This is a genomic window from Stutzerimonas sp. NM35 (assembly GCF_054604355.1).
Window position 1 is genome coordinate 902218 of sequence record NZ_CM137728.1, and the last position, 25838, is coordinate 928055.

The following is a 25838-nucleotide window of genomic DNA, read 5'->3' on the forward strand; positions in this document are numbered from 1 at the left end:
TCCATGTTCACGCGTGCAGCAGACGCCGCTCATGCCAACCCGAACAGGATTCCACCATGCCCCAACACCCTTCGCCCCTCGCTCGCAGCATTCGCCACGCGGCACTGGCACTAAGCCTTGCCGGCTCGCTACTGACCAGCGCAACGATTTCAGCCGCGCCCATTGGCTATGACATACCCGCCGACAGCCTGGCCGCCACCCTCAGCCGGTTTGCCGCCGCCAGCGGTGTGACCATCAGCTTCGGTAGCGAGGAAACCGCTGGCCTGCACAGCAATGGCCTGCAAGGCGAATACGAGGTGGAGCAGGGTTTTGCCCAACTGCTGCAAGGCAGTGGTCTGCAGGTGCAACGCGCCGCTGACAAGCGCTACGTGCTGGTTCGCCGTAGCGAGGGCGCCGCGCTGGAGCTGGATGAGACTACCGTGATCGGTACGCAGACTGGCGGCACCACCGAAGGCACCGGCAGCTACACCACCGGTTCGACCAGCACGGCGACCGGCCTGAACCTGTCGATGCGCGAAACGCCGCAGGCGATCAGCGTGGTCACCCGCCAGCAGATCGAGGACCAGAACCTCACCGACATCGCCCAGGTGCTCGAGCAGACTCCAGGTGTGGTCGTCGACAGCATGGGGCCGGCCGGCAGCGACGCCAACAACATCTACGTGCGGGGCACGGAGATTGGCAACATTCAGGTCGACGGGGTCAACCGTACCGACAGCTACGGCTTTCGCGACGACCTCGCCGACATGGCCATCTATGACCGGGTCGAGGTGGTGCGCGGCGCCACCGGGCTGATGTCGGGCACGGGTGACCCCAGTGCCACCGTGAACCTGATCCGCAAGAAGCCGACCTTGGAGACGCAGCGCAAGCTGACCGTACAGGCCGGCTCCTGGGACAGTTACCGCACCGAGCTGGACGTCTCCGGAAAACTGTCGGAAAGCGGTCATGTACGCGGCCGTTTCGTCGCCGCGAAGACCGACAGCAAGAGCCATGTCGACCGCCAGGCGCTGGAGAAACAGGTGGCCTATGGGGTGCTGGAGTGGGACATCAGCGATGCCACCATGCTGACCGTGGGCGCTGAATATCAGGACATGGATAACGACGGCGCGGGCAACCATGGTTTTCCGATGTACAACGCCAATGGCAGCCATTTCAAGCCGTCGCGCTCGTTCAACTCCGGCGCCGACTGGAGCTACCACAAGCGTGAGACCAAGACGCTGTTCACCACCCTGGAACATGCGCTCGGCAACGGCTGGCAGGTGAAATTCAACGCCGAGCATAGCCGCCGCAGCTATGACGACGCCTTCGCCACCGCGGCCAGTGGCACCGTCAATCCTGATGGCAGTGGTATCAGTACCTGGACCGGGCGCTGGGCGGGCGAGCCGCGTCAGACCTCGTTCGACCTGTCCGCATCCGGCCCCTTCGAACTGTTCGCCCGCGAACATGAACTGCACCTGGGCGCAAGCCACACCAAGTCCTACTACCGCAGCTACGGTTATCCGCTGTGGACCTTCCAGAGCATCGACAATATCCACACCTGGGATGGTTCATTGGCAGTGCCAGAAGCCATCCATACCAGGTCCACGGAAGGCGCGCTGGATGAAAAACAGACGGGACTGGTCGCCGCGGCCCGCTGGAGCCTGTCCGACAGCCTCTCGCTGATCACCGGGGCACGGGTGATCGACTGGCAGCGTGACAAGTCATCGCGCAACCTGACGACAGGTATCGTCAGGCCGACCAAGGAGCAGGAAAACGGCATCGTCACGCCCTACCTTGGCCTTATCTACGACCTCAATGAAAACTGGTCGGCTTATGCCAGTTACACCACCATCTTCAAACCTCAGGACCGGCAGCGGTTTGACGGGACCTATCTCGAGCCGAAGGAAGGTGAGAACTACGAGCTGGGTCTCAAGAGCGAATTCTGGGACAAGCGCCTGACCGCTGGCCTCAGCGTTTTCGAGATACGCCAGGACAACCTGCCTGTGGCAGACCCCGACAATCCCGGCTATTCCATCCCCGAGTCCGGCACGAAAACCCGCGGCTTCGAAGTCGAGATGGCGGGCGAGATCCTGCCGGACTGGCAGGTTGCCGCCAGCTACGCCTATGCCGTGATTGAGAACTCGGATGACGAAAGGCTGCTCACCGAGGTCCCGCGCGACACCTTCAAACTGTTCACCAGCTACCGCCTGCAATCCATGCCGCAGCTGAAGGTGGGTGGAGGCGTGCGCTGGCAGGGTGCGGAGTACTACAAGGGCGCCGGCCCTAACGGCGAGACCTTCCACCAGAGCGCCTACAGCGTGACGGACCTGATGGCGCAGTACGCGTTCACGCCGGAAACCAGCGTGTCGCTGAACCTCAACAACCTGTTCGACGAGACCTACTACACCGCGATCGGCTCGCGCGGCTGGTACGGCACGCCGCGCAGCTTCACGGCCACACTGGCGCACGCGTTCTAGCCAACGGGCGGAAAACGCGTCCTGTCGGCACGCAAGCAGCTCATCACCTCCGAGCCGGTTCGACGGTGGCACCCCAGCACTGTCGAACCGGCTCGGCCCGGTGATCAGGGATGCTTATCCAACGCTCAGACAGAGGTCGAGCCCAAGCATGTCGTTTTCCCTTCTCGCCAGCCGGCGTCGCTGGCTGTTCATCGCATCGCTCCTGATACTGCTATGTCTTGCAGGCTGGTTCAGCCACAGGCCGGCCATCGCCTATGAAACCGTCACGGTCGCGCGCGGCGATGTGGAGGCCACGGTGGTTGCCATCGGCACCCTGCAACCACGCCATTCGGTGGAGGTCGGCGCCCAGGTGTCCGGGCAGATCATGCGTCTGCACGTGGAGCCGGGCGACCGCGTCGACAAGGGCCAGTTGCTCGCCGAAATCGACGCCAGCCTGCACGAAGCCACGGTGGAGGCCGATCGCGCCGCGCTGGACGGCCTGCGCGCGCAACTGGCCGAGCAGCAGGCGCAGCTCGACCTGGCGCGGCAGCAACATCGTCGCCAGCAGCGCCTTCTGGTCGACGAGGCGACCCGCGAGGAAGACGTGCAGATCGCCGTCGCCACTCTGCGCTCGGCCCAAGCGCGCCTGCGGCAGTTGCGCGCGCAGATCGCCGAAGCTCAGGCGCGGCTGCGCGGTAACGAGGCGCAGCTCAGCTACACGCGCATCTACGCACCGATCGCCGGCTCGGTGCTGGGTGTCGACGTGAAGCAGGGCCAGACCCTCAACGCCACCTACCAGACGCCGACGGTGATGCGCATCGCCGATCTGTCCAGCATGACCGGCTGGACGCGTGTCTCCGAGGCCGATATCCGCCGGGTCAAGGCCGGCCTGCCGCTGTACTTCACCACCCTGGGCGGCGACGAACGGCGCTGGCACAGCTCGGTGCGCCAGGTGTTGCCGGCGCCACCGGTGACCAACGCTGGCCAGGGCGAATCGAGCGGCGCCGCCGAACCGGAGAAGGTGGTGCAGTACACCGTGCTGTTCGAGGTGGACAACGATGACGGCGAGCTGATGCCGCAAATGACCGCCCAGGTGGTATTCGTCACCGCCTCGGCCAAGGACGTGCTCACCGCGCCACTGGATGCCTTGCAGGGCAAGCCGGGCCGTTACCAGGTGCGCATTCTCGGCGACGACGAGCAACCCGAGCTGCGCGCGGTGAAAGTCGGCGCGCGGGATCGCCAGGTGGCGGAAATCCTCGATGGCCTGCACGAAGGCGAACGCCTGGTGATCGGCGAAGTGCAGGCCGAGGCCGGCATGTCGAGGTTCCAGTGGTAGCGCCGCTGATCGAGCTGCAGGGCATCCGCCGCACCTACGGCGGCGATGACGGCGCACCGGCGGTGGACGTGCTGCGCGGCATCGACCTGTCGATCCTGGCGGGCGAGTTCGTCGCCGTCGTCGGCACTTCCGGTTCCGGCAAGTCGACGCTGATGAACATTCTCGGCTGCCTGGATCGCCCCAGTGCCGGAAGCTACCGCTTCGCCGGCGAGGACGTGGCCGCCTTCGATGCCGACCAACTGGCCTGGCTGCGCCGCGAGGCTTTCGGTTTCGTCTTTCAGGGCTACCACCTGATCGCCACCGAATCGGCGCGCGAGAACGTCGAGATACCGGCCATCTATGCCGGCATGCCGAGCGAGCAGCGCCGCGAGCGCGCTTCGGCCTTGCTGCGGCGCCTGGGCCTGGAGGAGCGCCTGGAACATCGCCCCAACCAGCTCTCCGGCGGTCAGCAGCAACGTGTATCGATCGCCCGAGCGCTGATGAACGGCGGACGCATCATCCTTGCGGACGAACCCACCGGCGCGCTGGACAGCCGTAGCGGCAAGGAGGTCATGGCGCTGCTGCACGAACTGGCCGATGCCGGCCACACCATCATCCTCATCACCCATGACCGCGACGTCGCCGCCCAGGCGCGGCGGGTGATCGAGATCCGCGACGGCGAAGTGATCGGCGACAGCGGTGCCACCGCCCCGGCTAATGCGCTGCCCGCGCCGGATATGCGCCAGGCCGGCCGTGACGGCGGCGCATCCTTTCTCTGCGAGCTGGGCGAGATGCTGCGCGGCGCCTGGCGCGTGCTGCTGATCCATCGTTTCCGCACGGCGCTGACCCTGCTCGGCATCGTCATCGGCGTGGCCTCGGTGATCGTCATGCTCGCCGTCGGCGAAGGCGCGCGGCAGAAGGTGGTCGCCGAAATGGGCGTGATGGGCGCCAACATGATGTACATCGGCAGCGACGTGCCACGCACCGGCGGCCCTGTCGGCGTGCTGACCCTGGACGACTTCGCGGCTATCGGCGAGCTGCGCGAGGTGACGCGGGTGATGCCGGTGCTGCGCGATCCGGCGCTGATCCGTCATGGCCAGCAGGCGCTGCAGACCGAGGTGCTCGGCGTGGGCGAAGAGCTGCCGCAGATCCATCACTGGCCGGTGGCGCGCGGGCGCTTTTTCAGCGCCGCGGAGAACCGCGAGATCGCCCCGGTGGCGGTGCTCGGCCATGAGGTATACACCAGCGTTTTCCCGGATGGCGGCGATCCGCTAGGCAGCATCATCCTGATCAACAGCTCGCCCTTCGAGGTGATCGGGGTGATGAGCGAGAAGGGTAGCGAAGCCGGTGGCAACTACCCGGACGAGCAGGTGCTGGTGCCGCACAGCACGGGCGTGGTGCGGGTCTTCCCCAAGCTGCGCGACGAGAGCTATGGGGCGATCGAGGTGAGGCGCAGCGAGCTGGTATTGCCGGCGCAACGCGCAGTGGAAGAACTCATGCTGCAGCGCCACGGTCGCGAGGATTTTCGCGTGTACAACTCCGCCGCCAAGCTGCAGGCCGAGGCCAAGACGCGGCAGAGCATGACCCTGATGCTCGGCCTGATCGCCGCCGTGTCGCTGCTGGTCGGCGGCATCGGCGTGATGAACGTGATGCTGATGACCGTGCGCGAACGCACCCGCGAGATCGGCATCCGCATGGCGACCGGCGCACGCCAGCGCGACATCATGCGCCAGTTCCTCACCGAATCGGTGCTGGTCACCCTGGTCGGCGGCAGCGTCGGCGTGGCCAGCGGGTTGCTGTTCGGCGCTTTGCTGATCCTCTGGGAGGTGCCGCTGGTGTTCTCGCTGTCGGCGATGCTGCTGGCCTTCGCCTGCGCGGTGGGCACCGGCCTGGTGTTCGGCTACCTGCCGGCCAGGACTGCGGCGCGGCTCGACCCGGTGGTGGCGCTGGCCGTGCAATGACAGGACTTTCCATGACCCGATACCTTCTGCCGACGTTGTGCGGCGCGCTGCTGCTGGGCGGTTGCAGCCATACCGCCGAAACGCCGACCAGCCTGCCTGCTGTCCCCGACGAATGGCGCCATTCCCGGGACAGTGGAGAAACGCCGACCGATACCTGGTGGCGCGGCTTCGCCAGCGACGAACTGGACGCCCTGGTTGAGCAGGCCCTGAACGACAACCAGGACCTGGCCGCCGCCGCTGCGCGCCTGCGCCAGGCCGAAGCCAGCGCCCGTGCCGCCGGCGCCGCGCTGCTGCCGCGCCTGGACGGCAACCTCGGTGCCAGCCGCGAAGGCCGCTTGGGTGGCAATGGCGAAAATGCCGGCAACCGCTACGGCGGCGGCCTCGTCGCCCGCTACGAAGTGGATCTGTGGGGCCGCCTGGCCGCCGATCGTGACGCGGCCCGCGCCGAGCTGGCCGCCAGTCGCTTCGACCGCGAGGCCCTGCGTTTGAGCCTGACCGCCAGCCTGGTCGATACCTGGCTGCGTCAGGTCGCCCTGGCCGAGCGCCTGCGCCTGGCCGAACTCAACCTGAACAATGCCGAACGGGTACTGGCTGCCGTGCAGGCGCGTCAGGCGGCGGGCGCCGCCACGCCGTTGGAACTGGCCCAGCAACGTGGCCTGGTGGCCGAGCAGCGGCGCAACCGCGAAGCCCTGCGCCAGCAGGCCGACGACGTGCGCAGCGAGCTGGCTGTATTGCTGGGGCAGGGCGAGCCGGCGACGGTCTCCTCGGCCTCACTCGGGGCGCTGCAAGCACCCTCGTTTGTCTCCGGACTGCCCAGCGACCTGCTGCTGCGCCGCCCGGATCTGGCCCGCGCCGAGGCGCAACTGCGCGCAGCCGATGCCGACCTGCGTGCGGCGCGTGCCGCGCTGTTGCCGCGTCTGGACCTGTCCGCTGGTGCCAGCGGCACAGCCGGAAGTCTGAGCCGCGTTCTCGCCGGTCCGCTGTATTCGCTGACTGCCGCGCTGGCCGCGCCGATTTTCGACGGCGGCGCCCTGGCCGCCGCACGCGAGCGCAGCACGGCCCGCCGTGAAGAACTGCTGGCCAGCTACCGCCAACGCATCATCGAAGCCTTCGCCGATGTGCAGGTGGCGCTGAATGCCGGCACTGGCGTGGAAGCTCAATGGCAGGCCCAGCAAGCGGTTCAGGCCCAGGCCGAACGCGCCTTCCAACTGGCTGAACGGCGCTACCAGGCTGGCGCCGACGACTTGCTCAATCTGCTCGATGCCCAGCGCATCCTGTACGAGGCCGAAGACCGGAGCGTCCAGCTACGCCTGGCTCGCCTGCAGAGCCGCGTGGCGCTGGCCAGGGCGCTCGGTGGTGGCTGGCGTCAGGCAGACGCCCGCTGAAATCACTTGTTTGCGGTCACAGGTCCTGGTGGTCGATCTCGACGGTGTAGCCGGGGCCGGCGTCGAAGAGGATGTAGAAGGGCGCGTCGGGCCGCTCGAAGGTGAAGGATGCCTGCTCGTCCAGTTTGCCGGCCACCAGGGTGCGCTGGTCGTAGCCGATCACGTCGAGCGTCACACCGACGGCGGGCACGCCGCCGCTGAAGCCGCCGACGCAGCGGATATTGCGTTCGTCGACGGCCTTGCACTGGCAGAAAGGCGCCTGGTGCGCCGCGGCGATCTGGACGACGCCGACGAGCAGCAAGGCGCCCAGGGTGAGTTCGATCCGGCGAATGATCATCAAAGGTTGCCTCGTTGTTCGAGCCAGGCCCGGGTATCGGGCGAGGCCTGGGCCAGGGGAATGGAAGCCTGGTGGACGCTGCCGTCCCAGCCTTCGACGGTCAGCCAGAGTTCGCTGTCCGGCGAGGCGCGCGGCGGCACCACCACTTCGCCCTCCAGCGCGTAGGGGTTGCCCATCAGCAGGGCTCCGGCGGCCCGCAGGCTTCGCGGCTCGCCGATGCGCAGGTAGGCGGCCTTGATCTGTGGCAGGCAGGTTTCGCAGAAGGCGACCACGAACGGTTTGTGGAAGCCGTAGATGCCCTCGTCGTGAGGGCCGCCCAGTTCGTGCTCGGCCAGTCGCGCGCTCCAGGGGCCGACCTGGATTTCGCCGATCTCGCGCTCGCCCAGCCCCATCAGGCCGCGAAACTTGGCCTGGTTCTGGAAGTACTGCGACATGAGCGCCAGCGGCACGATCAGCAGCAGCACGTTGAGGTGGAAGCGCCAGCGCAGCCAGGCTGCGCGAAGCCGACCGGAGGTGGTGGAAGCAGAGCTCATGGGGTGTTCTCCACGGCGGTTTCGAGGGAGGTGCCGCGCGCCGCGCGGGGTGGGCGACGTAGTTGCTGGGCGGTGGCCTTGACCGTGCGTTTGCTCCAGATCAGCAGGCCACTCAACACCATGAAGGTCAGCAGCAGGCCGAACAGGAACCACACCAGCTTCAGCCAGAGCCCGCCGAAGTCGCCGAAATGCAGCGGGTACATGGATTCGGTGACGAAGGACAGGGCAGGGCGGTCGTCGAGCAGGTTGGTGCCGACGATGCTGCCGTCGTAGGGGCTGATGGACAGCGACTGGTTCATCAGCGGATACCAGCCACGCCCGCCGATGGTGACCGGGCCATAGGTGCTTTCCGGCAGACGGATGAAGCTGGGCTCGAAGCCCGGCACCCGCGCCTGGGCGATCCGCGTGATCTCGTCGAGCCCCAGGGTCGACGGAGCCTGGCCGGCGGTGCTGGTCACCGCGTCACGCTGGATCACTGCGGGCGGGCGGCTCTCGACGTAGGGAATGTCGAAGTCCGAGAGGATCGCCTGCAGCAGGAACCAGGTACCGGTGATCGAGATGATGGCGATGAACCAGATCGACCAGATGCCCGACAGCCGGTGGAAGTCCCCCCAGAACACCCGTGCGCCCTGGTTCAGGCGCAGCCGCGGCTTGAAGAAGGCGCGCCAGAAGCGCTTGTAGACCACCAGGCCGGTGATCAGCGAGGCCAGCATCAGCGGGCCGAGGCTGCAGACCAGATACCAGCCCCAGCTGTAGCCGTCGGTCCAGGGCGCCAGCCACCAGCCGTGCAGGGCGCGGGTGAACTGGCGGAAGTCGAACAGCGGGCTGACGCCCTGGATGGCCCCCGAATAGGGGTTCACGTAAAGGGTCGCGGTGGTGGCGTCAGGGTAGGCGACCCGCACCGTCAGGGCGAAATGATCCTCCTGCGGGCGCGACAGGCCGAGCACGGCGAGCCTCGGCTCCTGCGTCTGCACGGCCTGCAGGATCTGCTCGTAATCGAGCCGTTCGGCATCGGTCGACGGCTTGCTGGCACGCACGTCCGGGTTGGCCAGCCAGACGATCTCCTGGCTGACCGTGGCGAGGGTGCCGGTCACGCAGATGATCAGCAGGAAGAACCAGATCGGCAGGGCCAGCCAGCTGTGAACGAGAAACCAGAGTCTGGAGCGGGACTTCTTGGACATGAGGGCAAGGTCTATGGCTGAGGGCGGTGGATTCGGTAGCGATGGAGCTGCGCAAGCACGTCAATGTGCTGGGCTCGGTCGGGACAAGCCGAGCGCCCCGCATGTCATTGCGCATGCAGGGCGTGGTGCGGTTTTTTGGATGTCTCAATGAACAAGACGGATGAGAGGGCGAAAACCCGCAACTGCAAATGAAAAAAAATGTTACCGGCATGCCGGTCCGGGGTTTTCGCTAGTCGTTACCGGTCGTCCGCTCAGGGGCGGCACGCAAAAGCATCGTTTCGGGAGCGGCATGCCCCGCAAGGATGTGGGGGCGTACCGACCTACGGAGCGCCCCTCGCGGCATCTCTAGGAGAGAAGCCGGGTCCGGGTGGGAAAGGCGAATTCCACCTCGTCGCTCAGGTTGCTTCTCGCCACGCCATTCACCACGTAGCCGAACACCAGTTTGCCGTACGGCGCGTTGCGCAGGCGTCGCTCGTCGAAGGCCTGAAGTCTGATCTCCAGCAATCGCGCGGTTCCAGCGTCGAGGAACAGCGGGTCGTCCGAGGGCGCGGCGCCGCTGTCCGATGAACTCTGGAATCCCACCCGAGCGTTGCGCCCCGTGATGTCGCGGACTTCGAGGATGTCGGCCTTGAGCGTCTCTTCGGTTTCGAGGGACTGCACATGGACACCGTGCTCGCCGCTGTTGCGAACCTGAGCCCGAATGAGAATATGGTCGTCGCGTCGTTCGCAGGTCTGCACGGCATAGCGCAGCGGCCTGGCAGGGTCGATCCGGCTGCCGAGGCTTTCCAGCAGTTCCTTGCCATCCTTCGCGCCGCCCAGCACCGATGTGGCCAGGGTCAGGGCCTCGACAAAGAGGGCAGTGGGCAACTGGCGTGGTTCTTCGTCGTTCACGGGCGTTCTCCTGCGACGTGTGATCGGAGTCGTAAGGAGTAGCCCATCTCCAAGGCACTGGCGAATCAGGCCTGCGTCGACTCGTCCGGTTATTTCGCCAGGAATCGCATGCCTTCTTCCAGCCCGCTCAGGGTCAGCGGATACATGCGGTCTTCCACCAGTTCGCGGATGATGCCGGTGGAAGTCGTATAGCCCCAGGTGTCCTTGGGATAGGGGTTGATCCAGATGAGCTTCTTGTACTTCTCCATGAAGCGTTGCATCCAGACGTAGCCGGCTTCCTCGTTCCAGTGCTCGACGCTGCCGCCCGGCTGGGTGACTTCATAGGGCGCCATCGCCGCGTCGCCGACGAACACCACCTTGTAGTCCGGGCCGTACTTGTGCAGCAGGTCCAGGGTCGAGGTGCGCTCGGAGGTGCGGCGGAAATTGTTCTTCCACACCGATTCGTAGATGAAGTTGTGGAAGTAGAAGTATTCCAGGTGCTTGAACTCGGTCTTGCAGGCCGAGAACAGTTCCTCGCAGACCTTGACGTGGGCGTCCATCGAGCCGCCGATGTCGAACAGGATCAGCAGCTTCACCGCGTTGCGCCGCTCGGGGCGCATCTGGATGTTGAGCAGGCCGGCATCGCGGGCGGTGTGGTCGATGGTGCCGTCGATGTCCAGCTCGTCCGCGGCGCCCTGGCGGGCGAATTTGCGCAGGCGGCGCAGGGCGACTTTGATGTTGCGCGTGCCCAATTCGACCTGGTCATCGAGGTTCTTGTATTCGCGCTGGTCCCAGACCTTCACCGCGCGGCCCTGGCGCTTGCCGGCATCGCCGATGCGAATGCCTTCGGGGTTGTAGCCGCCGGAACCGAACGGGCTGGTGCCGCCGGTGCCGATCCACTTGTTGCCGCCGGCGTGGCGTTCCTTCTGTTCCTCCAGGCGTTTCTTGAATTCCTCGATCAGCTTGTCGAGGCCGCCCAGGGACTGGATCTGCGCGCGTTCCTCGTCGCTCAGGCTGCGCTCGAATTCCTTGCGCAGCCATTCCTCGGGAATCAGCGCCTCCAGGTGCTGATCGAGGCTCTGCAGGCCATTGAAGTAGGCGCCGAAGGCCCGGTCGAACTTGTCGAAGTGGCGTTCGTCCTTGACCATCACGGTGCGCGCCAGATAGTAGAACTCGTCCATGTCGGCGAATACCACGCGGTGCTTCAGCGCATCGATCAGGTCGAGCAGTTCGCGCACCGACACCGGTACCTTGGCGGCGCGCATTTCATTGAACAGGCCAAGCAGCATTGCAGAACCTCTGGGCGCGGCGATCAGCTGCTGCTGTCGCCCTGGTGTTCGGGAAGCCCGTCGCGAATCGCGTACCAGTCGGCCTTGGAGCCGACGAAGATGTGCGATTGCGGCGGTACGGGCAAGGGTGAGTCGAGCGTGCCCACGGCGACGCCGAGCTCATGCTCGCGGTTGTCGACGAACTGCAGGTTCGAGCCGCAGCGGATACAGAAGGTGCGCGTCACGTGTTCGGAGGAGTGGTAGACGCCGAGCTGGTCCTTGCCGGACATGAAGTGGAAGGCCTCCAGCGGCACGCTCGCGTAACTGGCGAACGCGGCGCCGTGGGCCTTGCGGCACATGCTGCAATGGCAATGGGTCAGTCCGTCGATGGGGGCGTCGATACGGTAGCGCACGACACCACACAGGCACTTGCCGGTATAGGTTTGCATGGTTCTTCCCTCCGAAGAATGAAGCAACCGACTCTCCAGGCGGAACCGGCTGCAATCAGCGGCTGGCGCGGCGACTCATGAAGGCCAGGCGTTCGAGCAGCATCACGTCCTGCTCGTTCTTCACCAGGGCTCCGGCCAGCGGCGGAATCGCTCGCGTCGGGTCGCGCTCGCGGAGTACCGCTTCGCCGATGTCGTCCGCCATCAGCAGCTTCAACCAGTCGACCAATTCCGAGGTGGAGGGTTTCTTCTTGAGGCCCGGAACCTTGCGCACGTCGAAAAAGACGTCGAGCGCTTCGCTGACCAGCGAGGGCTTAATGTTCGGGTAGTGCACATCGACGATGCGCTGCAGCGTCTCGCGATCGGGGAAGGCGATGTAGTGGAAGAAGCAGCGGCGCAGGAAGGCGTCCGGCAGCTCCTTCTCGTTGTTGGAGGTGATGATGATGATCGGGCGCTGCCTGGCCTTGATGGTTTCGTTGGTCTCGTAGACGTAGAACTCCATCTTGTCGAGTTCCTGCAGCAGGTCGTTGGGGAACTCGATGTCGGCCTTGTCGATCTCGTCGATCAGCAGGATGACGCGCTCCTCGGCCTCGAAAGCCTCCCAGAGCTTGCCCTTCTTGATGTAGTTCTTCACGTCGTGGACCTTGTCCACGCCCAGCTGCGAGTCGCGCAGGCGGCTCACCGCATCGTATTCGTAGAGTCCCTGGTGGGCCTTGGTGGTGGACTTGATGTGCCAGGTGATCAGCTTGGCGCCGAAGGATTCCGCCAGTTGTTCGGCAAGCATGGTCTTGCCGGTGCCGGGTTCGCCCTTGACCAGCAGCGGGCGCTGCAGGGTGATCGCCGCATTGACCGCGAGCTTGAGGTCGTCGGTGGCGACGTAGGACTGGGTGCCTTCGAACTTCATCAGGGGTTCCTTCGTTGGCCTGGCAGGCAGGCGCTGCATGTTTGGTTTCGGCTCCGACTATAAGTGAAGGGCGGGCCGCTGTGAACGTGGGAGGCTCATTTAGTCACTCAGTGAGCGCAGGCAAGCCTGATGTTCGCGCTCATTCGTCGTCTTCGCTCAGCGAGCGCTCGAAGCGGGTCGAGAAGGCCTCGACGAAGGCATTGCGCAGGATCGCAATGAACGCCTGGAAGGGGCTGATATCGGCGCTGCGTGTGCTGCCGGACAGCTCGATACGGGTGGCGAACTGATCCTTGCGCTGATTCTGCAGCAGCTCCTGGCCGCCGCCGACCAGGGCTTCCCAGATGCCTCTGAAGAATCCCTTGTCCTCCGCCTGGATATCCTGGCGGAAGTTGAAGACCTCGACATTGTGCAACAACGGCTTGATGTAGCCGTCGAGCTGGCTGTCGTTGGCCTCGATTTCCAGAACCAGATCGCCGGTGCCCCTGGCGAAGTCGAAGTTGCCGTAGGCATTGCTGAAATCATTCAGTTTCGTCAGTTCGACGCCGGTCACGCGCAGGCTCACCTCGAAATCCTCCCAGTCGGTAAAGGGATCGAACCGGGCGCCGGCCTCCATGGGCGCCTGGTTGAACAGCTTCGCCGTCCCCTCGAAGGTGGCGACCCGCTCGCCCTGGGCGTCGGTGCTGTTGGTCAGGTTGTACAGGCTGGCCTCGATGGCACTGGCATAGACGTGCACCGGTGGGTCGGCGGTGAAATTGCGAAACGACACCTGGCCGTTCACCACGCGGATTTCATTGAGCGTGATGGGCAGCAGGGCTTCGAGCTGGTCGCGCCAGTCCACGCCATCGCCTGTCTGCGATTCGCCCGTGTCGCCACCGTCGACGAAGTTGAGCTGCGGCTGCTCGAAAATCACCTCGGCGACGATTGCCCGATGTCGCCACAATTCGCGCCAACTGATCGCGATGTCGATGACTGGCGACTTGAACAGGGGCGCCTGGACCTGCGCATCCTTCTTCTCGATGAGCAGTCCGTCGATCCGGTAGGCGCCACGCCACCAGGCCAGATCGACATCTTCGACATGACCCTGGTAATCGCCCATCTCGGCCATCTGCCTGTTCAGGTAGTCGCGCACCAGTCCGGGCAGCGCTGCATGCAGCACGATGAGCAGTACGGCAAGCGCAAGCACAATCCACAGGGGCAGTCGGTAGCGGCTTTTCATCTCGTTCCGGTCCGTTCATGGCTTATTGGATGGACCCGAACCCCTGTGCAGGAGTTCGGCTGGACTACGCACGCAGCAGCGCATAGGCTCAGACTCTGTTTTTTTTCTCATCGCAAGGACACATCATGAGCCGCATCTTTGCAGACAACGCACGCTCCATCGGCAATACGCCGCTGGTGATGATCAACCGCCTAGGGCCGAAGGGCGTGACCATCCTGGCCAAGATCGAAGGCCGCAACCCGTCGCATTCGGTGAAATGCCGGATCGGCGCCGGCATGATCTGGGATGCCGAGGAGAACGGTTCCCTCAAGCCGGGCATGACGCTGGTCGAACCCACCTCCGGCAATACCGGTATCGGCCTGGCATTCGTGGCGGCGGCGCGGGGTTACAAGCTGATCCTGACCATGCCGTCGTCCATGAGCCTGGAGCGCCGCAAGGTATTGAAGGCGCTGGGCGCCGAGCTGGTACTGACCGAGCCGGCCAAGGGCATGAAGGGCGCGATCGAGAAGGCCAGCGAGATCGCGGCTTCGGACCCGAGCCTGTACTACATGCCGCAGCAGTTCGAGAACCCGTCCAACCCGGCGATCCACGAGAAGACCACCGGTCCGGAAATCTGGAACGACACCGATGGCAGCATCGACGTGCTGGTCTCGGGCGTGGGCACCGGCGGCACCCTGACCGGCGTGTCGCGCTATATCAAGCAGACCAAGGGCAAGCAGATCATCAGCGTGGCGGTCGAGCCGGCCGGTTCGCCGGTCATCAGCCAGACGCTGGCGGGCGATGAGGTCAAGCCCAGCCCGCACAAGATTCAGGGCATCGGTGCCGGTTTCGTGCCGAAGAACCTGGACCTGTCGCTGGTCGACCGGGTCGAGCTGGTCGATGACGAAGAAGCCAAGGCCATGGCCCTGCGCCTGATGCGCGAGGAGGGCATTCTCTGCGGTATCTCCGGTGGCGCCGCGATGGCCGCTGCGGTGCGCCTGGCCGAACGCCCTGAAATGAATGGGCGCACCATCGTGGTGATTCTGCCGGACTCCGGTGAGCGCTATCTGTCGACGATGCTCTTTGCCGATATCTTCGGCGAGCAGGAGTTGCAGCAGTAACAGGTGGGCTGCGAGAGAGTCGACATGACGCAGACTACGCCGGATACCGACATCGCCCGGCAGATATTGCTGGGCTTCGACGATTACCGTGAGCACTTCCGGCTGATCACCGAAGGTGCGCGGTCGCGCTTCGAGCAGGCGCAGTGGCAGGAGACGCAGCGCGCCTCGGCTGCGCGCATCGTCCTGTACGAAGAAAAAGTCGCTGAAACGGCGCGGCACCTGCGGTCCGTGTTCGAGCGCGAGATATTGCTGGACGTGCAGCGCTGGCCAGGGATCAAGCGTGCCTATATCGGGCTGATCGACCCGCGCTTCGACGATGAGCTGTCCGAGACCTGGTACAACTCGATCTTCTGCACGCTGTTCAGCCATGACTGCATCAGCGATGACACCATGTTCATCCACAGCACCCGGCCAACCAACCGTTTCGATACGCGCCTGGCGCAGACCCGTTGCTATCGACCAGAGGGTGATCTTCGCGGGGTGCTTGCGCAGATTCTCGAAGACTTCGCCTTCGAGGTGCCTTACGCGGATTTCGACGGCGATCTCCAGCGTCTCGATGCCCAGTTGCATGGGTCGCTGCCGGACTGGGTGCGCAAGGACCCGCACCTGACCCTCGAGCTGTTCGCCTCGGTGCTCTACCGCAACAAGGGCGCCTATCTGGTTGGGCGGATATTCACCCGCGACGAGCAATGGCCTCTGGCGATTCCACTGTTGCACCACGAGGGCGTGGGCATCGTCGCCGATGCGTTGATTACCGATGAGGCGGCGGTCTCGATCATCTTTTCCTTCACCCGCTCCTACTTCATGGTCGAGGTGCCGATACCGGCCGAGTTCATCGAGTTTCTCAAGCGCATCCTGCCGGGCAAGCACATTGCCGAACTCTATACCTCCATCGGCTTTTACAAGCATGGCAAATCGGAGTTCTACCGGGCGCTGATCGATCATCTGGCGACCAGCGATGATCGCTTCATTATGGCGCCAGGCGTGCGTGGCATGGTCATGAGCGTATTCACGCTGCCCGGCTTCAATACGGTGTTCAAGATCATCAAGGACCGCTTCTCGCATACCAAGAGCGTCAACCGCGCCACGGTCATCGAGAAATACCGGCTGGTGAAAAGCGTCGACCGGGTAGGGCGCATGGCCGATACCCAGGAGTTCGCCGACTTTCGCTTCCCCGTTTCCCGCTTCGAGCCCGAATGCCTGGCCGAACTGCTGGAGGTCGCCCCTTCGACGGTCGAGGTGCAGGGCGATACGGTGCTGGTACGTCACTGCTGGACGGAGCGGCGTATGACGCCCTTGAACCTCTATGTCGAGCAGGCCAGCGAGCAGCAGGTTGAGGAGGCACTGGAGGATTATGGCCTGGCGATCAAGCAGCTCGCCGCCGCCAATATCTTCCCCGGTGACATGCTGCTGAAGAACTTCGGCGTGACCCGCCACGGACGAGTGGTGTTCTACGACTACGACGAGATCTGCTTTCTCACGGAATTGAATTTCCGCTACATCCCAGAGGCCCGCTATCCGGAAGATGAAATGTCATCCGAGCCCTGGTATTCGGTTGGCCCCAACGATGTCTTCCCCGAAGAGTTTCCGCGTTTCCTCTTCGCCGATCTCAGGTTGCGCCGGCTGTTCGCCGGGCTGCATGGCGAGCTTTACGACGCCAACTACTGGAAAGGGCTGCAACAGGCGATAGGCGAGGGCAAGGTGATCGATGTGTTCCCTTATCGGCGCCGGCTGGCAAGCGCTCAATAGGCGCTGCTTCTGAACGCCTCGATCAGCTGTCGGTCACATTTGTAGAGCCTGCATGGAAGGCTCCGCCTGCATAATCTGCAACACCTGCCGCAGGCGGTTGAGCGCTTCCTGGGTTATGCTGACATCCAGGCCCCATGGCTCCATCAGTACCCGTCACAAGCAGGAGGGTTAGACCATGAAAGCGTGGCTCAACAGTATGTTCTGGAACCTCGCAGTGGCGCTTGGCTTCATCGAGCCGCCTCGGCTGCAGCCTGTTCCCGTGCGTGCCGAGCGAAAGAAGCCCGCGTCGCGGCGCTGACGTCATCGGCTTTCCGTAGGGTGGATCGCGCTTTATCGATCCACCGAGCGGACGCATGGTGAGAAGAACGTTATTCCCTACCGGGCTGTCGGCAGTATGCGAGCGGCATAGGTGTCGATGGCTGCTCCGTCGGGTTACGCCTTCGGCTGACCCGACCTGCGCGGGACCATAGGAGTGTGAATGTCCCGTCCGCAATGTCCGAGTTGCCAGCGTCCGCTGAGCCATTGTCTGTGTCCGTTGCTTCCCTCGCTTGCCAGTCGAACACAGGTGCTGATCCTGCAGCATCCCAGTGAAAGCGCTCATGCGCTCAATACCGCCCGGCTGGTTGCGCTTGGCCTAAGCACGGCGCAGTTGCGTGTGGGTGAGCGGTTCGATGACCTGCCTGACGATGGCGTTCGAAGTTATCTGCTGTTTCCCGGAGAAGACGCCGTTCCGCTGGCAACCCTGGCGGCCAGTGTCGAACCGATCCGCCTGGTCGTGCCGGATGGCACCTGGCGCAAGGCGCGCAAACTGCTGCATCTCAATCCTGGTCTCGCCAGCCTGCCACGGGTGGCGCTGCCCGAGGGGCTGGCTTCACGCTACCGCTTGCGCAAGGCGCCGCAGCCGGGTGCGCTCTCGACGCTGGAGGCGGTGGTGGTCGCACTCAATGCGCTGGAGGGAGAAGGGCGCTACGACGCACTGCTGCGGCCCTTCGAGGCGATGATCGAGGCACAGATCGAAGCCATGGGCGTGGGAGTTTACCAGCGCAATCATGCGGGGCTTCAGCAGCCCGTCTAGCGGGCCGGAAGGGTCTTCAGGCGCAGGATATACAGCGTCACCAGCGTCGCGCTGATCAGCATGCCGATCCGTGCCCACGGGAGAGGTACCAGCCAGCAGGATACGCCGATGCTCAGCCACATGGTGCCGATGGCGTAGACCTTGCCCTTGAGTGGAATCCCGTTACCGTCCAGGTAATCCCGAAACCAGGGGCCAAGGCGGGGATGCATCACCAGCCAGTCGTAAAAGCGCCGCGAGCTGCGAACGAAGCAGGCGGCGGCCAGCAGCAGAAACGGTGTGGTGGGCAGTACCGGCACGAAGATGCCGATGAAGCCCAGCGCGACACTCAGCCAGCCCACCGTCAGCAGCACATAGCGTACCAGCGGGTTGCGATAGGCCTGTATGTCGCGGTGGGCCAAGAGGTTAACCGGCCATCAGTGCCGGCGGGGCTTGAGCAGGGCCGGCTTCTCTTCGGGGGCATGGCAGAGCAGATACAGCGCGGTCAGGATCTCCGGGATCTGCGAGACCATTTCGTCCGCCAGTTCGGGATCGGCGGCGATATCGCTGAACTCGGGTTGCTCGTCGAAGAGCCCCGAACCGACCATGATCGGCAGCAGCAACTCGCTGACTTCTTCCTCGGAGTCCTCGAACCAGATGGCTTCGCGCATGAACACGCCTTCCATGAAGCCGATGCACCAGCCGCGCAAATCGGATTCGTCCGGCTCTTCGCCCAGGTCCAGCTCGCAGGGCAGCTCCATGTCTTCGTCGCTGGCCAACTGTCGGGCGATATGTGCCTTGAGCTGCACCAGCGTCGCTTCGATGGCCTCGCGCTCGGTGTCGTCGGCGTACTGCGGCGGCTCGGCGAACAGCGCATCGATCCATTCACGGTCGGGCACCTGCTCGGAACAGATGCTCAGCGCCGTCATATAGCCATGCGCGGCAATGTAATCCAGCGCCTCTTCATGCAGATCGTCTGCATCCAGAAACACTTGCAGGCGGGCGAGTTGCTCGGCAAAGGACATGGGAGGCTACCTTGAATGGACAATTAGCGCTGATTCTAGACGAGCCGTGTGCTGCAAGCTACCGCAGGGGGCTGACAACGATCATATGCGATGAACCCGCTCGTGCAGTCCGGTTGCGCCTGAACTTGACGGTCGCCTCGCGTATACTGCGCGCCTTGTTTCGGAGACCGGCATGCTCGACCAGGCACAGCGCATACTCAAAGACGTATTCGGTTATGACGCCTTTCGTGGCAACCAGCGCGCGATCATCGAGCAGGTGGCCGGTGGCGGCGATGCGCTGGTGCTGATGCCCACCGGCGGTGGCAAATCGCTCTGCTTCCAGGTGCCGGGGCTGCTGCGTGACGGCCTGACGGTGGTGGTTTCGCCACTGATCGCGCTGATGGACGATCAGGTTGCGACCCTCGATGAGCTGGGCATTGCGGCTGTGGCGCTGAACTCCACGCTGAGCCCCGATGATCAGCGGGATATCGCCGAGCGCCTGCGCCGCAACGAAATCAAGATGCTCTACCTGGCACCGGAACGGCTGGTCCAGCCGCGCATGCTGGCCTTTCTGCAGCGCCTGCAGATCGGCCTGTTCGCCATCGACGAAGCCCATTGCGTATCGCAGTGGGGGCATGATTTCCGCCCCGAATACCTGCAGCTGGGGCAACTGGCCGAATTCTTCCCGGCGGTGCCACGTATCGCCCTGACCGCCACGGCGGACAAGCGCACCCGCGAGGAAATCGTCCAGCGCCTGAAGCTGGAGAATGCCGAGCGCTTTCTCTCCAGCTTCGACCGGCCCAACATCTTCTACCGCATCGTGCCCAAGGATCAGCCGCGCAAGCAACTGCTGGGCTTTCTCGCCGAGCGTCGTGGCGATGCCGGCATCGTCTATTGCCTGTCGCGCAAGAAGGTCGACGATATGGCTGCCTTCCTCAGCGAACAGGGCTTTCCGGCGTTGCCGTACCACGCGGGTCTGCCCAATGAGCTGCGCGCCTTCCATCAGAAGCGCTTTCTCAACGAGGAAGGCCTGATCATGGTCGCCACCATCGCCTTCGGCATGGGCATCGACAAGCCCAACGTGCGCTTCGTCGCGCATCTGGATCTGCCCAAATCGCTGGAAGCCTACTACCAGGAAACCGGGCGCGCCGGGCGTGATGGTCTGCCCGCCGATGCCTGGATGGCCTACGGCCTGCAGGATGTGATCTTCCTCAAGCAGATGCTCAACAACTCCGAAGGCGACGAGCGCCACAAGCGTGTCGAGCAGCACAAGCTCGACGCCATGCTGGCGCTGTGCGAGGAAACCCGCTGCCGGCGTCAGGCGCTGCTGGCCTATTTCGACGAGGTGCTGCCCGAGCCATGCGGGCACTGCGACAACTGCGTCGACGGCGTGCAGACCTGGGACGCCACCGAGCCGGCGCGCCAGGCGCTGTCGGCGATCTATCGCAGCGGCCAGCGTTATGGCGTCGGACATCTGGTGGATGTGCTGCTGGGGCGTGACAACGAGAAGGTCCGCAGCCTGGGTCATCAGCATCTGTCGGTGTTCGGCGTCGGCAAGGCGCTGTCGGACGGAGAGTGGCGCTCGCTGTTTCGCCAACTGGTTGCGCGTGGGCTGGCCGATGTCGATCTGGACGGTTTTGGCGGTCTGCGCCTCAGTGACAGCTGCCGTAGCCTGTTGCGTGGCGAGGTGTCGCTGGAGTTGCGGCGTGAAGTGGCCAGCAAGGCCGTGAAACCGGCAGGCAGCGCCGCCAGCCAGCTGGTGCGCAGCGAAGAGCGTGAAACCTGGGAAGCGCTGCGGGCTTTGCGCCGCAAGCTGGCCGAAGAGCATGGCGTGCCGCCCTACGTCATCTTTCCCGACGCGACCCTGCTGGAGATGCTGCGCAGCCAGCCCGGTACGCTTGGCGACATGGCGCGTATCAGTGGGGTCGGGGCGCGCAAGCTGGAACGCTATGGGCAGGCTTTCCTCGACGTGCTGCAGGGCACTGCCGCGGCAGCCAGGTCGCCAGCCGATGTGCGGCATGAACTGATTACCCTGGCGCGCGCCGGCATGACCCCCATGCAGATCGCCCGTCAGCTCGACTGCAGCGAGAAAAATGTCTACGCCATGCTTGCCGAGGCCATCGGCCAGGGCCTGCTCAGCCTGGAGCAGGCCCTGGATCTGCCGGAGGACCTGCTGGGCGAGATTCAGGATACATTTCTTGATGCGGAAGGCGAATTGCCCAGCGTCGCCTCGGTGGCGGAGACGTTTGCCGGGCGCGTGCCGGAAGCCGTGCTGTTCTGCGTGCGCGCCTCGCTCCAAGCCGAGTTCGATCTCTGAACGCAGCGTGACTCAGCCGTAAAACGTTCCAATAGACGAGACACATATGGTTGCGAGTCCGACCTATGAGCTATTGCCAGCCCATGGCCGCTGTGGTTAGCTGGCTAATAATTAGTTTTGCAGGAAAGCCCGCGTCATGTACCCCGATCAACACCGATTCGCCATGCAGTTGGCGCAACTTTCGCGTGGCTGGCGCGCCGAGCTGGATCGCCGGCTGGCCGATCTCGGCCTTTCCCAGGCTCGCTGGCTGGTTCTGCTACACCTCGCGCGTTTCGACCATGAGCCGACCCAGCGCGAGCTGGCGCAAAGCGTGGCGGTCGAAGGGCCGACGCTGGCCCGGTTGCTGGATGGCCTCGAAGCGCAGGGGCTGGTACAGCGCAAGGCCGCCCCGGAGGATCGGCGGGCCAAGCTGATCACGCTCCGGGCTGCGGCGCGGCCCATGATCGAAAAGATCGAAGCGATTTCCACCCAGGTCCGCCATGAACTCTTCAACGGTATCGATGAAGAGGATCTGCGCAAGTGTCAGCAGGTACATGCGCGAATTCTGGCCAATCTAGTCAAACGCTAGCTCAGAAGCTGCGCCCAAGATTCATGTACAGCGCCCGCTCGGCTTCATCATTCAGGCCGTAGCTGAAGTTCAGCGGGCCCAACGGCGTTTCGTAACCGATGAAGATGCTGCCGGCATTGATGTAGCCGCTGTCGAACTCGTTGTCGTTGTTCCAGGCGCGTCCGCGTTCCAGGGATGCGCCCAGGTACAGCGGGAAATCGAGTGGCAGGAAGGAGCGCGGCGTCATTCGGCGGAAATAGATCAGCCGTGCCAAGCTGATGTTCTGTCCGGGCAAGGCGTCCTGACGAAAGCCGGACAGTTGCCGCGCGCCGCCGAGCATGAAGCTTGAGGTGACGACTTCCGCATCATCCAGCGTGCGTCCGTAGCGAGCCCCGAACACCAGGGTGCTGGGGCCGTGGCTGACAGCCTTGTCCAGCTTGAATTCCCACTGTCGGTAGCGCTCGTCGGAGCCCAGGCCCTTGTCGTACTGGCGCAGCCTCAGGCCGATATCCTCGCCTTCGCGGGGGAAATCGACGTTGTCCACCGTATCGAACGAATACTGCAGCTGGTAATAGCCTTCCTCGAAACTGAAATCCGGCAGCTGCGGGTCGCCGATACGCACATCCGCCTCGCCCCAGGCCTGGCCGATGCCGAAGCGGATTTCGCCATTGTTGGCGATCTGCCGGCCCAGATGCAGGCCGTAGCCATAGCGTTGCAGGCGGTATTCGGCGATGGGGTCGTTATCCATGATCGCCTCGACGTTCTGGTTTTCGGCGAACAGGCTGGGCGCCACGAACCAGCGTGATCCCGCGTCCAGCGGCTGATAGAACTCGCTGAAAAGCTCCTGATGATCGCCCAGTTGCAGGCGGGTCAGCCATTCGGCACCCAGCTCGTTGATGCCGTTCTTGCGATAGCTGGCGCCAATGTTGAACGCGCTGTCGCCGCGAAAGTCGTCCGAGAGGTTGATGCCCAGGCGCAGATAGTCGGTGCCGGAGCGTTTTTCACGGGTGGTGATGACCAGGGTGTTGCCGGGTTTGCCATGCACCACGCGGTATTCGACCTGCTCGAAGTAGTCCAGGCCATACAGGGTGCCCATGTCTTTTTGCAGGTCTTGCAGATCCAGCGGCTCACCGATCTGCTGGCGGATATGCCGGCGGATGACCGCATCGCCGACTTTCGAGTCGTTCTCGATGCGTACTTCGCTGATCAGCGGCGTGCGCGGTTCGGTGCTGCGGGCCAGGCTCAGCGCCGGGTTGCCGCCGCTTTCGCTGCGCATCGTGAGCAGGCGGGCATCCAGCGCGCTGGCCGCACGGTAGCCGGCATCGATGAGCTGCTCGGCGCGACCGAAATCGGTCGAGCCGAAGCCGGCCAGCGCCGGCTGGATCAGCAGATCCTCCGGGCGCAGCGTCGCCAGCTGCGCTTCGGAGTTGCGTCGGGTCATCATGGTGATCGACTGGTTGAGTACATCGACGACCGTCAGTAGCTCCTCGCGTGTATGCAGGGGTGAGCCGATATCCACCACGATCAGGCGCTCGACGCCCATGCCGCGAGCGACATCCATGGGGATGTTGTCGACCATGCCGCCGTCGACCAGCAACCGACCCTCGATCTCGACCGGCGCGAACACGGCGGGAATCGACATGCTGGCGCGAATCGCCTGGGGCAGGTGGCCGCTGCGGAAGATCACCTTCTTGTCGTTGGCGATATCGGTGGCCACGGCGCGAAAGGGGATCGGCAGGCGATCGAAATCACGGGTATCGCTGGTATGCACCAGCAGCCGTTCGAGCAGCACCGCCAGGTTCTGCCCCTGGATCACCCCGAGCGGCAGGCCGAGGCTGCCATCGTCGCGAAAGCTGAGCTTGCGCTTGACCAGAAAGTCGCGGTCGTCCTGCTTGCGACGGAAGGGCACATCCTGGCGTGGCGGATCGTCGGAGAGCACCTGCTGCCAGTCGAGTTCGAGGGCCAGCTTCTCCAGTTCATCGATGCTGTAGCCCGAGGCATAAAGCCCGCCGATCACCGCGCCCATGCTGGTGCCGGCGACGGCGTCGATGCGGATGCCGCGTTCTTCCAAGGCTTTCAGCACGCCGATATGGGCCAACCCGCGTGCCGCCCCGCCGGACAGGACCAGGCCGGTTTTCGGCTGGGAGTCGGCAAATCCTGCCATCGGCAGCAACAGCATCAGCAAAAACACTAAACGGGACATGACCATACCGGGCTTGGGTGCGAGAAAGGGCAGCTATTATAGGCGCTCCGTCAGCCACCGAAGGCACGCTCATGTCCGCTACCAAACCGGAAATCGTCATTACTTATTGCACCCAATGCCAGTGGTTGCTGCGTGCGGCCTGGCTGGCTCAGGAGCTGTTGTCCACCTTTGCCGATGATCTCGGGAAAGTCTCGTTGGTGCCTGCTACAGGTGGCACCTTCCACATCACCTGCGATGGCATGCAGATCTGGGAGCGCAAGCTGGACGGCGGGTTTCCCGAAGCCAAGGTATTGAAGCAGCGCGTGCGTGATCGCATCGATCCGCAGCGCTCGCTGGGGCATAACGATCATTAGCAGGCCATCGGTGCGAAAGCCGGTCGTGAAAGACCAGCAAGCGCGCCGAGGCTCCCACAGGTTGCGTTGATTGAGGCGTATCGGTCGATTTGCCTGGCTTGTGTCGGTTCGCATAAGATGCGAACAATTCTCACATGCAATTTGCAGCAGACAATGCCGAGCCTGGACAAGACCTATCAACAGCAGGTCCATAGCTACTACAACGACCACCATGGCTGGGTCCGCGCCTGGCTGCAGCGAAAACTAGGCAACGCCAGCGATGCGGCCGACCTGGCTCATGACGTGTTCTTGCGTCTGCTGGCCAGGCCGCGTCAGTTCGAGAGCGACAGCCATGCCCGCGCTTACCTCGGCGCCATGTCCCGGCACGTCTGCGTCGACTTCTGGCGCCGTCGCCAGGTCGAGCAGGCCTGGCTGGAGGTACTGGCCAGCCGTCCCGAGGCATACGCTCCCTCCGAGGAACACCGGGCCCTGGTGCTGGAAGCCTTGCAGCAAGTCCATGCGATGCTCGCCAGCCTGCCGGAAAAGGTCGCCCAGGCCTTCCTCCTGGCCCAGTTCGAGGGATTGACCTACAAGGCCATCGGCGAACGCCTGGGGGTATCCGAGCGCAGCGTGACCAGCTACATGGCACAGGCCATGTACCGGTGCCTGCTGCTGGAGCAGGAACTGGATGAAGCGCTCGACTGACCGCATGAAGCCCGACCACGCCACATTGCAGCAGGCCGCCGACTGGTATGCCCGGTTGCAGGCGCCGGATGCCGATGCTGGCACCCTGGCCGCCTGGCGTGATTGGCACGCGCAGGGCGACATGCAACGCCAGGCCTGGCATTACGTCGAGCGCGTCAGCCAGCGTTTCGCCACATTGCGCCAGGAGGGCGACGACGCCCGGCAAACGCTGGAGTCGGCCCGCCGTGCGGAGCGCTCGCGGCGCCAGGTCCTGCGCAGCCTGTCCGTATTGTGTGGCGGCGCTCTGCTGGGCTGGGCGACCTGGCGTGCCACGCCATTGCCCGGCCTGTTGATGGCCTGGCGCGCCGATTACCGCGGCACCACCGGCGAGATTCGCGAAATCACCCTGGTCGACGGCACACGGCTCTGGCTCAACGGGGCCAGCGTACTGAACGTCGGCTATCGCAACGACATTCGCCAGCTGTATTTACTGGACGGCGAAGTGCTGATCGAAACGGCGCGGGACAATCGTCCCTTCGTCGTCGAAACCGCCCAGGGCCGGCTTCTTGCCCTGGGTACGCGTTTCAGCGTGCGGATGCATGACGAACACACACTGCTCAACGTATTCGAAGGCGCCGTGCAGGTGCACCCGCGCGATGGCGGCCAGCAGCAGGTGCTACCGGCTGGACGGCAGGTGGCCTTCGACCATGCCCATATCGGCACTTCACGGCCAGCGTCCAGCCAGCGTCAGAGCTGGCGCAAGGGCATCCTGCTGGCGGACGACATCACCCTGGGCGAACTCGTCGGCGAGTTGCAGGGGCATCATCGCGGCTATCTCGGTGTGGCGCCGGACATCGCCGGGCTGCGGGTGATGGGCACCTATCCCCTGAACGACAGCGAGCAGGCCCTGGCCATGCTGGAGCGCGTCCTGCCGATCCGCGTGCGACGCCCACTGCCCTGGTGGACGATCCTGGAAGCGCGCCAGCCCTGAAGAGCCCTGGCC

Annotated in this window: 24 protein-coding genes; 13 read left to right on the plus strand and 11 right to left on the minus strand. The window is 64.3% G+C overall.

The window, feature by feature from the left end; all coding sequences use genetic code 11:
• The first annotated feature begins 56 nt into the window (after positions 1-56).
• The 4 genes from ACYCFC_RS04345 to ACYCFC_RS04360 all read left to right on the plus strand — a co-directional run bounded on the left by ACYCFC_RS04345 (position 57) and on the right by ACYCFC_RS04360 (position 7093).
• Positions 57-2453 carry a TonB-dependent siderophore receptor gene (locus tag ACYCFC_RS04345; RefSeq protein WP_459653220.1) on the plus strand — a complete coding sequence of 799 codons (2397 nt, stop codon included), beginning with the start codon at positions 57-59 and terminating at the stop codon, positions 2451-2453.
• A 148-nt stretch (positions 2454-2601) separates the two neighbouring features.
• On the plus strand, positions 2602-3768 hold the full coding sequence (locus ACYCFC_RS04350; protein WP_459653221.1) for an efflux RND transporter periplasmic adaptor subunit: 1167 nt from the start codon (positions 2602-2604) through the stop codon (positions 3766-3768).
• Positions 3762-5708, plus strand: a complete 1947-nt coding sequence (locus ACYCFC_RS04355; protein ID WP_459653222.1) for a MacB family efflux pump subunit — start codon at positions 3762-3764, stop codon at positions 5706-5708. Before ACYCFC_RS04350 ends, ACYCFC_RS04355 begins: the two co-directional genes overlap by 7 nt.
• Positions 5709-5719: 11 nt before the next feature.
• Positions 5720-7093, plus strand: coding sequence for an efflux transporter outer membrane subunit (locus tag ACYCFC_RS04360; RefSeq protein WP_181084437.1), 1374 nt, complete (start codon positions 5720-5722; stop codon positions 7091-7093).
• Positions 7094-7109: 16 nt separating this feature from the next.
• On the opposite strand, the gene ACYCFC_RS04365 is transcribed toward ACYCFC_RS04360, so the two are convergent.
• The 8 genes from ACYCFC_RS04365 to ACYCFC_RS04400 all read right to left on the minus strand — a co-directional run bounded on the left by ACYCFC_RS04365 (position 7110) and on the right by ACYCFC_RS04400 (position 13848).
• Entirely contained in the window at positions 7110-7430 is a 321-nt protein-coding gene (locus ACYCFC_RS04365) for a hypothetical protein (RefSeq protein ID WP_181084580.1), read from the minus strand.
• Entirely contained in the window at positions 7430-7963 is a 534-nt protein-coding gene (locus ACYCFC_RS04370; protein WP_181084435.1) for a thiamine pyrophosphate-binding protein, read from the minus strand. The genes ACYCFC_RS04365 and ACYCFC_RS04370 overlap by 1 nt, the downstream gene beginning before the upstream one ends.
• Entirely contained in the window at positions 7960-9144 is a 1185-nt protein-coding gene (locus ACYCFC_RS04375) for a PepSY-associated TM helix domain-containing protein (RefSeq protein ID WP_181084433.1), read from the minus strand. The genes ACYCFC_RS04370 and ACYCFC_RS04375 overlap by 4 nt, the downstream gene beginning before the upstream one ends.
• 345 nt (positions 9145-9489) lie before the next feature.
• Positions 9490-10035 carry a hypothetical protein gene (locus ACYCFC_RS04380; RefSeq protein ID WP_459653223.1) on the minus strand — a complete coding sequence of 182 codons (546 nt, stop codon included), beginning with the start codon at positions 10033-10035 and terminating at the stop codon, positions 9490-9492.
• Between the two features lie 89 nt (positions 10036-10124).
• A complete protein-coding gene (locus tag ACYCFC_RS04385; protein ID WP_122077738.1) occupies positions 10125-11303 on the minus strand; it encodes a vWA domain-containing protein in 1179 nt (392 codons plus the stop codon).
• 23 nt (positions 11304-11326) lie between these two features.
• Entirely contained in the window at positions 11327-11731 is a 405-nt protein-coding gene (locus ACYCFC_RS04390) for a GFA family protein (protein WP_014852555.1), read from the minus strand.
• A 55-nt stretch (positions 11732-11786) separates the two neighbouring features.
• Positions 11787-12632 (minus strand): AAA family ATPase, encoded by an 846-nt coding sequence (locus ACYCFC_RS04395; RefSeq protein WP_014852556.1) that lies wholly within the window; start codon positions 12630-12632, stop codon positions 11787-11789.
• A 139-nt stretch (positions 12633-12771) separates the two neighbouring features.
• A complete protein-coding gene (locus tag ACYCFC_RS04400; RefSeq protein WP_459653224.1) occupies positions 12772-13848 on the minus strand; it encodes a DUF748 domain-containing protein in 1077 nt (358 codons plus the stop codon).
• A 125-nt stretch (positions 13849-13973) separates the two neighbouring features.
• On the opposite strand from ACYCFC_RS04400, the gene cysK reads away from it, so the two are divergent.
• From cysK to ACYCFC_RS04420, 4 genes are all read left to right on the plus strand, one after another.
• Positions 13974-14948, plus strand: coding sequence for a cysteine synthase A (gene cysK, locus ACYCFC_RS04405; RefSeq protein ID WP_459653225.1), 975 nt, complete (start codon positions 13974-13976; stop codon positions 14946-14948).
• Between the two features lie 24 nt (positions 14949-14972).
• On the plus strand, positions 14973-16697 hold the full coding sequence (gene aceK / locus ACYCFC_RS04410) for a bifunctional isocitrate dehydrogenase kinase/phosphatase (protein ID WP_459653226.1): 1725 nt from the start codon (positions 14973-14975) through the stop codon (positions 16695-16697).
• 175 nt (positions 16698-16872) lie between these two features.
• Entirely contained in the window at positions 16873-16995 is a 123-nt protein-coding gene (locus tag ACYCFC_RS04415; RefSeq protein WP_258189310.1) for a PA1414 family protein, read from the plus strand.
• A 180-nt stretch (positions 16996-17175) separates the two neighbouring features.
• The gene (locus tag ACYCFC_RS04420; RefSeq protein WP_459653227.1) at positions 17176-17772 is read left to right on the plus strand and encodes a tRNA-uridine aminocarboxypropyltransferase; all 597 of its coding nucleotides are present in this window, start codon (positions 17176-17178) and stop codon (positions 17770-17772) included.
• Here the strand turns inward: ACYCFC_RS04420 and ACYCFC_RS04425 are convergent.
• Complete coding sequence (locus tag ACYCFC_RS04425) at positions 17769-18170, minus strand: YbaN family protein (protein ID WP_459653228.1); 402 nt, start codon at positions 18168-18170, stop codon at positions 17769-17771. The genes ACYCFC_RS04420 and ACYCFC_RS04425 overlap by 4 nt on opposite strands.
• Positions 18171-18185: 15 nt before the next feature.
• Positions 18186-18773, minus strand: a complete 588-nt coding sequence (locus ACYCFC_RS04430; RefSeq protein ID WP_459653229.1) for a UPF0149 family protein — start codon at positions 18771-18773, stop codon at positions 18186-18188.
• 172 nt (positions 18774-18945) lie between these two features.
• Between ACYCFC_RS04430 and recQ the strand changes: the two genes are divergently transcribed.
• Positions 18946-21069, plus strand: a complete 2124-nt coding sequence (gene recQ, locus ACYCFC_RS04435) for a DNA helicase RecQ (RefSeq protein ID WP_459653230.1) — start codon at positions 18946-18948, stop codon at positions 21067-21069.
• A 136-nt stretch (positions 21070-21205) separates the two neighbouring features.
• Positions 21206-21637, plus strand: coding sequence for a MarR family transcriptional regulator (locus tag ACYCFC_RS04440; RefSeq protein WP_181084416.1), 432 nt, complete (start codon positions 21206-21208; stop codon positions 21635-21637).
• 1 nt (position 21638) lies between these two features.
• On the opposite strand, the gene ACYCFC_RS04445 is transcribed toward ACYCFC_RS04440, so the two are convergent.
• Entirely contained in the window at positions 21639-23819 is a 2181-nt protein-coding gene (locus ACYCFC_RS04445) for a patatin-like phospholipase family protein (RefSeq protein ID WP_459653231.1), read from the minus strand.
• 71 nt (positions 23820-23890) lie between these two features.
• On the opposite strand from ACYCFC_RS04445, the gene ACYCFC_RS04450 reads away from it, so the two are divergent.
• The 3 genes from ACYCFC_RS04450 to ACYCFC_RS04460 all read left to right on the plus strand — a co-directional run bounded on the left by ACYCFC_RS04450 (position 23891) and on the right by ACYCFC_RS04460 (position 25826).
• Positions 23891-24172, plus strand: coding sequence for an Rdx family protein (locus tag ACYCFC_RS04450; RefSeq protein ID WP_459653232.1), 282 nt, complete (start codon positions 23891-23893; stop codon positions 24170-24172).
• Between the two features lie 153 nt (positions 24173-24325).
• Positions 24326-24856, plus strand: a complete 531-nt coding sequence (locus tag ACYCFC_RS04455) for a sigma-70 family RNA polymerase sigma factor (RefSeq protein WP_459653233.1) — start codon at positions 24326-24328, stop codon at positions 24854-24856.
• Complete coding sequence (locus tag ACYCFC_RS04460) at positions 24840-25826, plus strand: FecR domain-containing protein (RefSeq protein ID WP_459653234.1); 987 nt, start codon at positions 24840-24842, stop codon at positions 25824-25826. The genes ACYCFC_RS04455 and ACYCFC_RS04460 overlap by 17 nt, the downstream gene beginning before the upstream one ends.
• Positions 25827-25838: the final 12 nt, after the last annotated feature.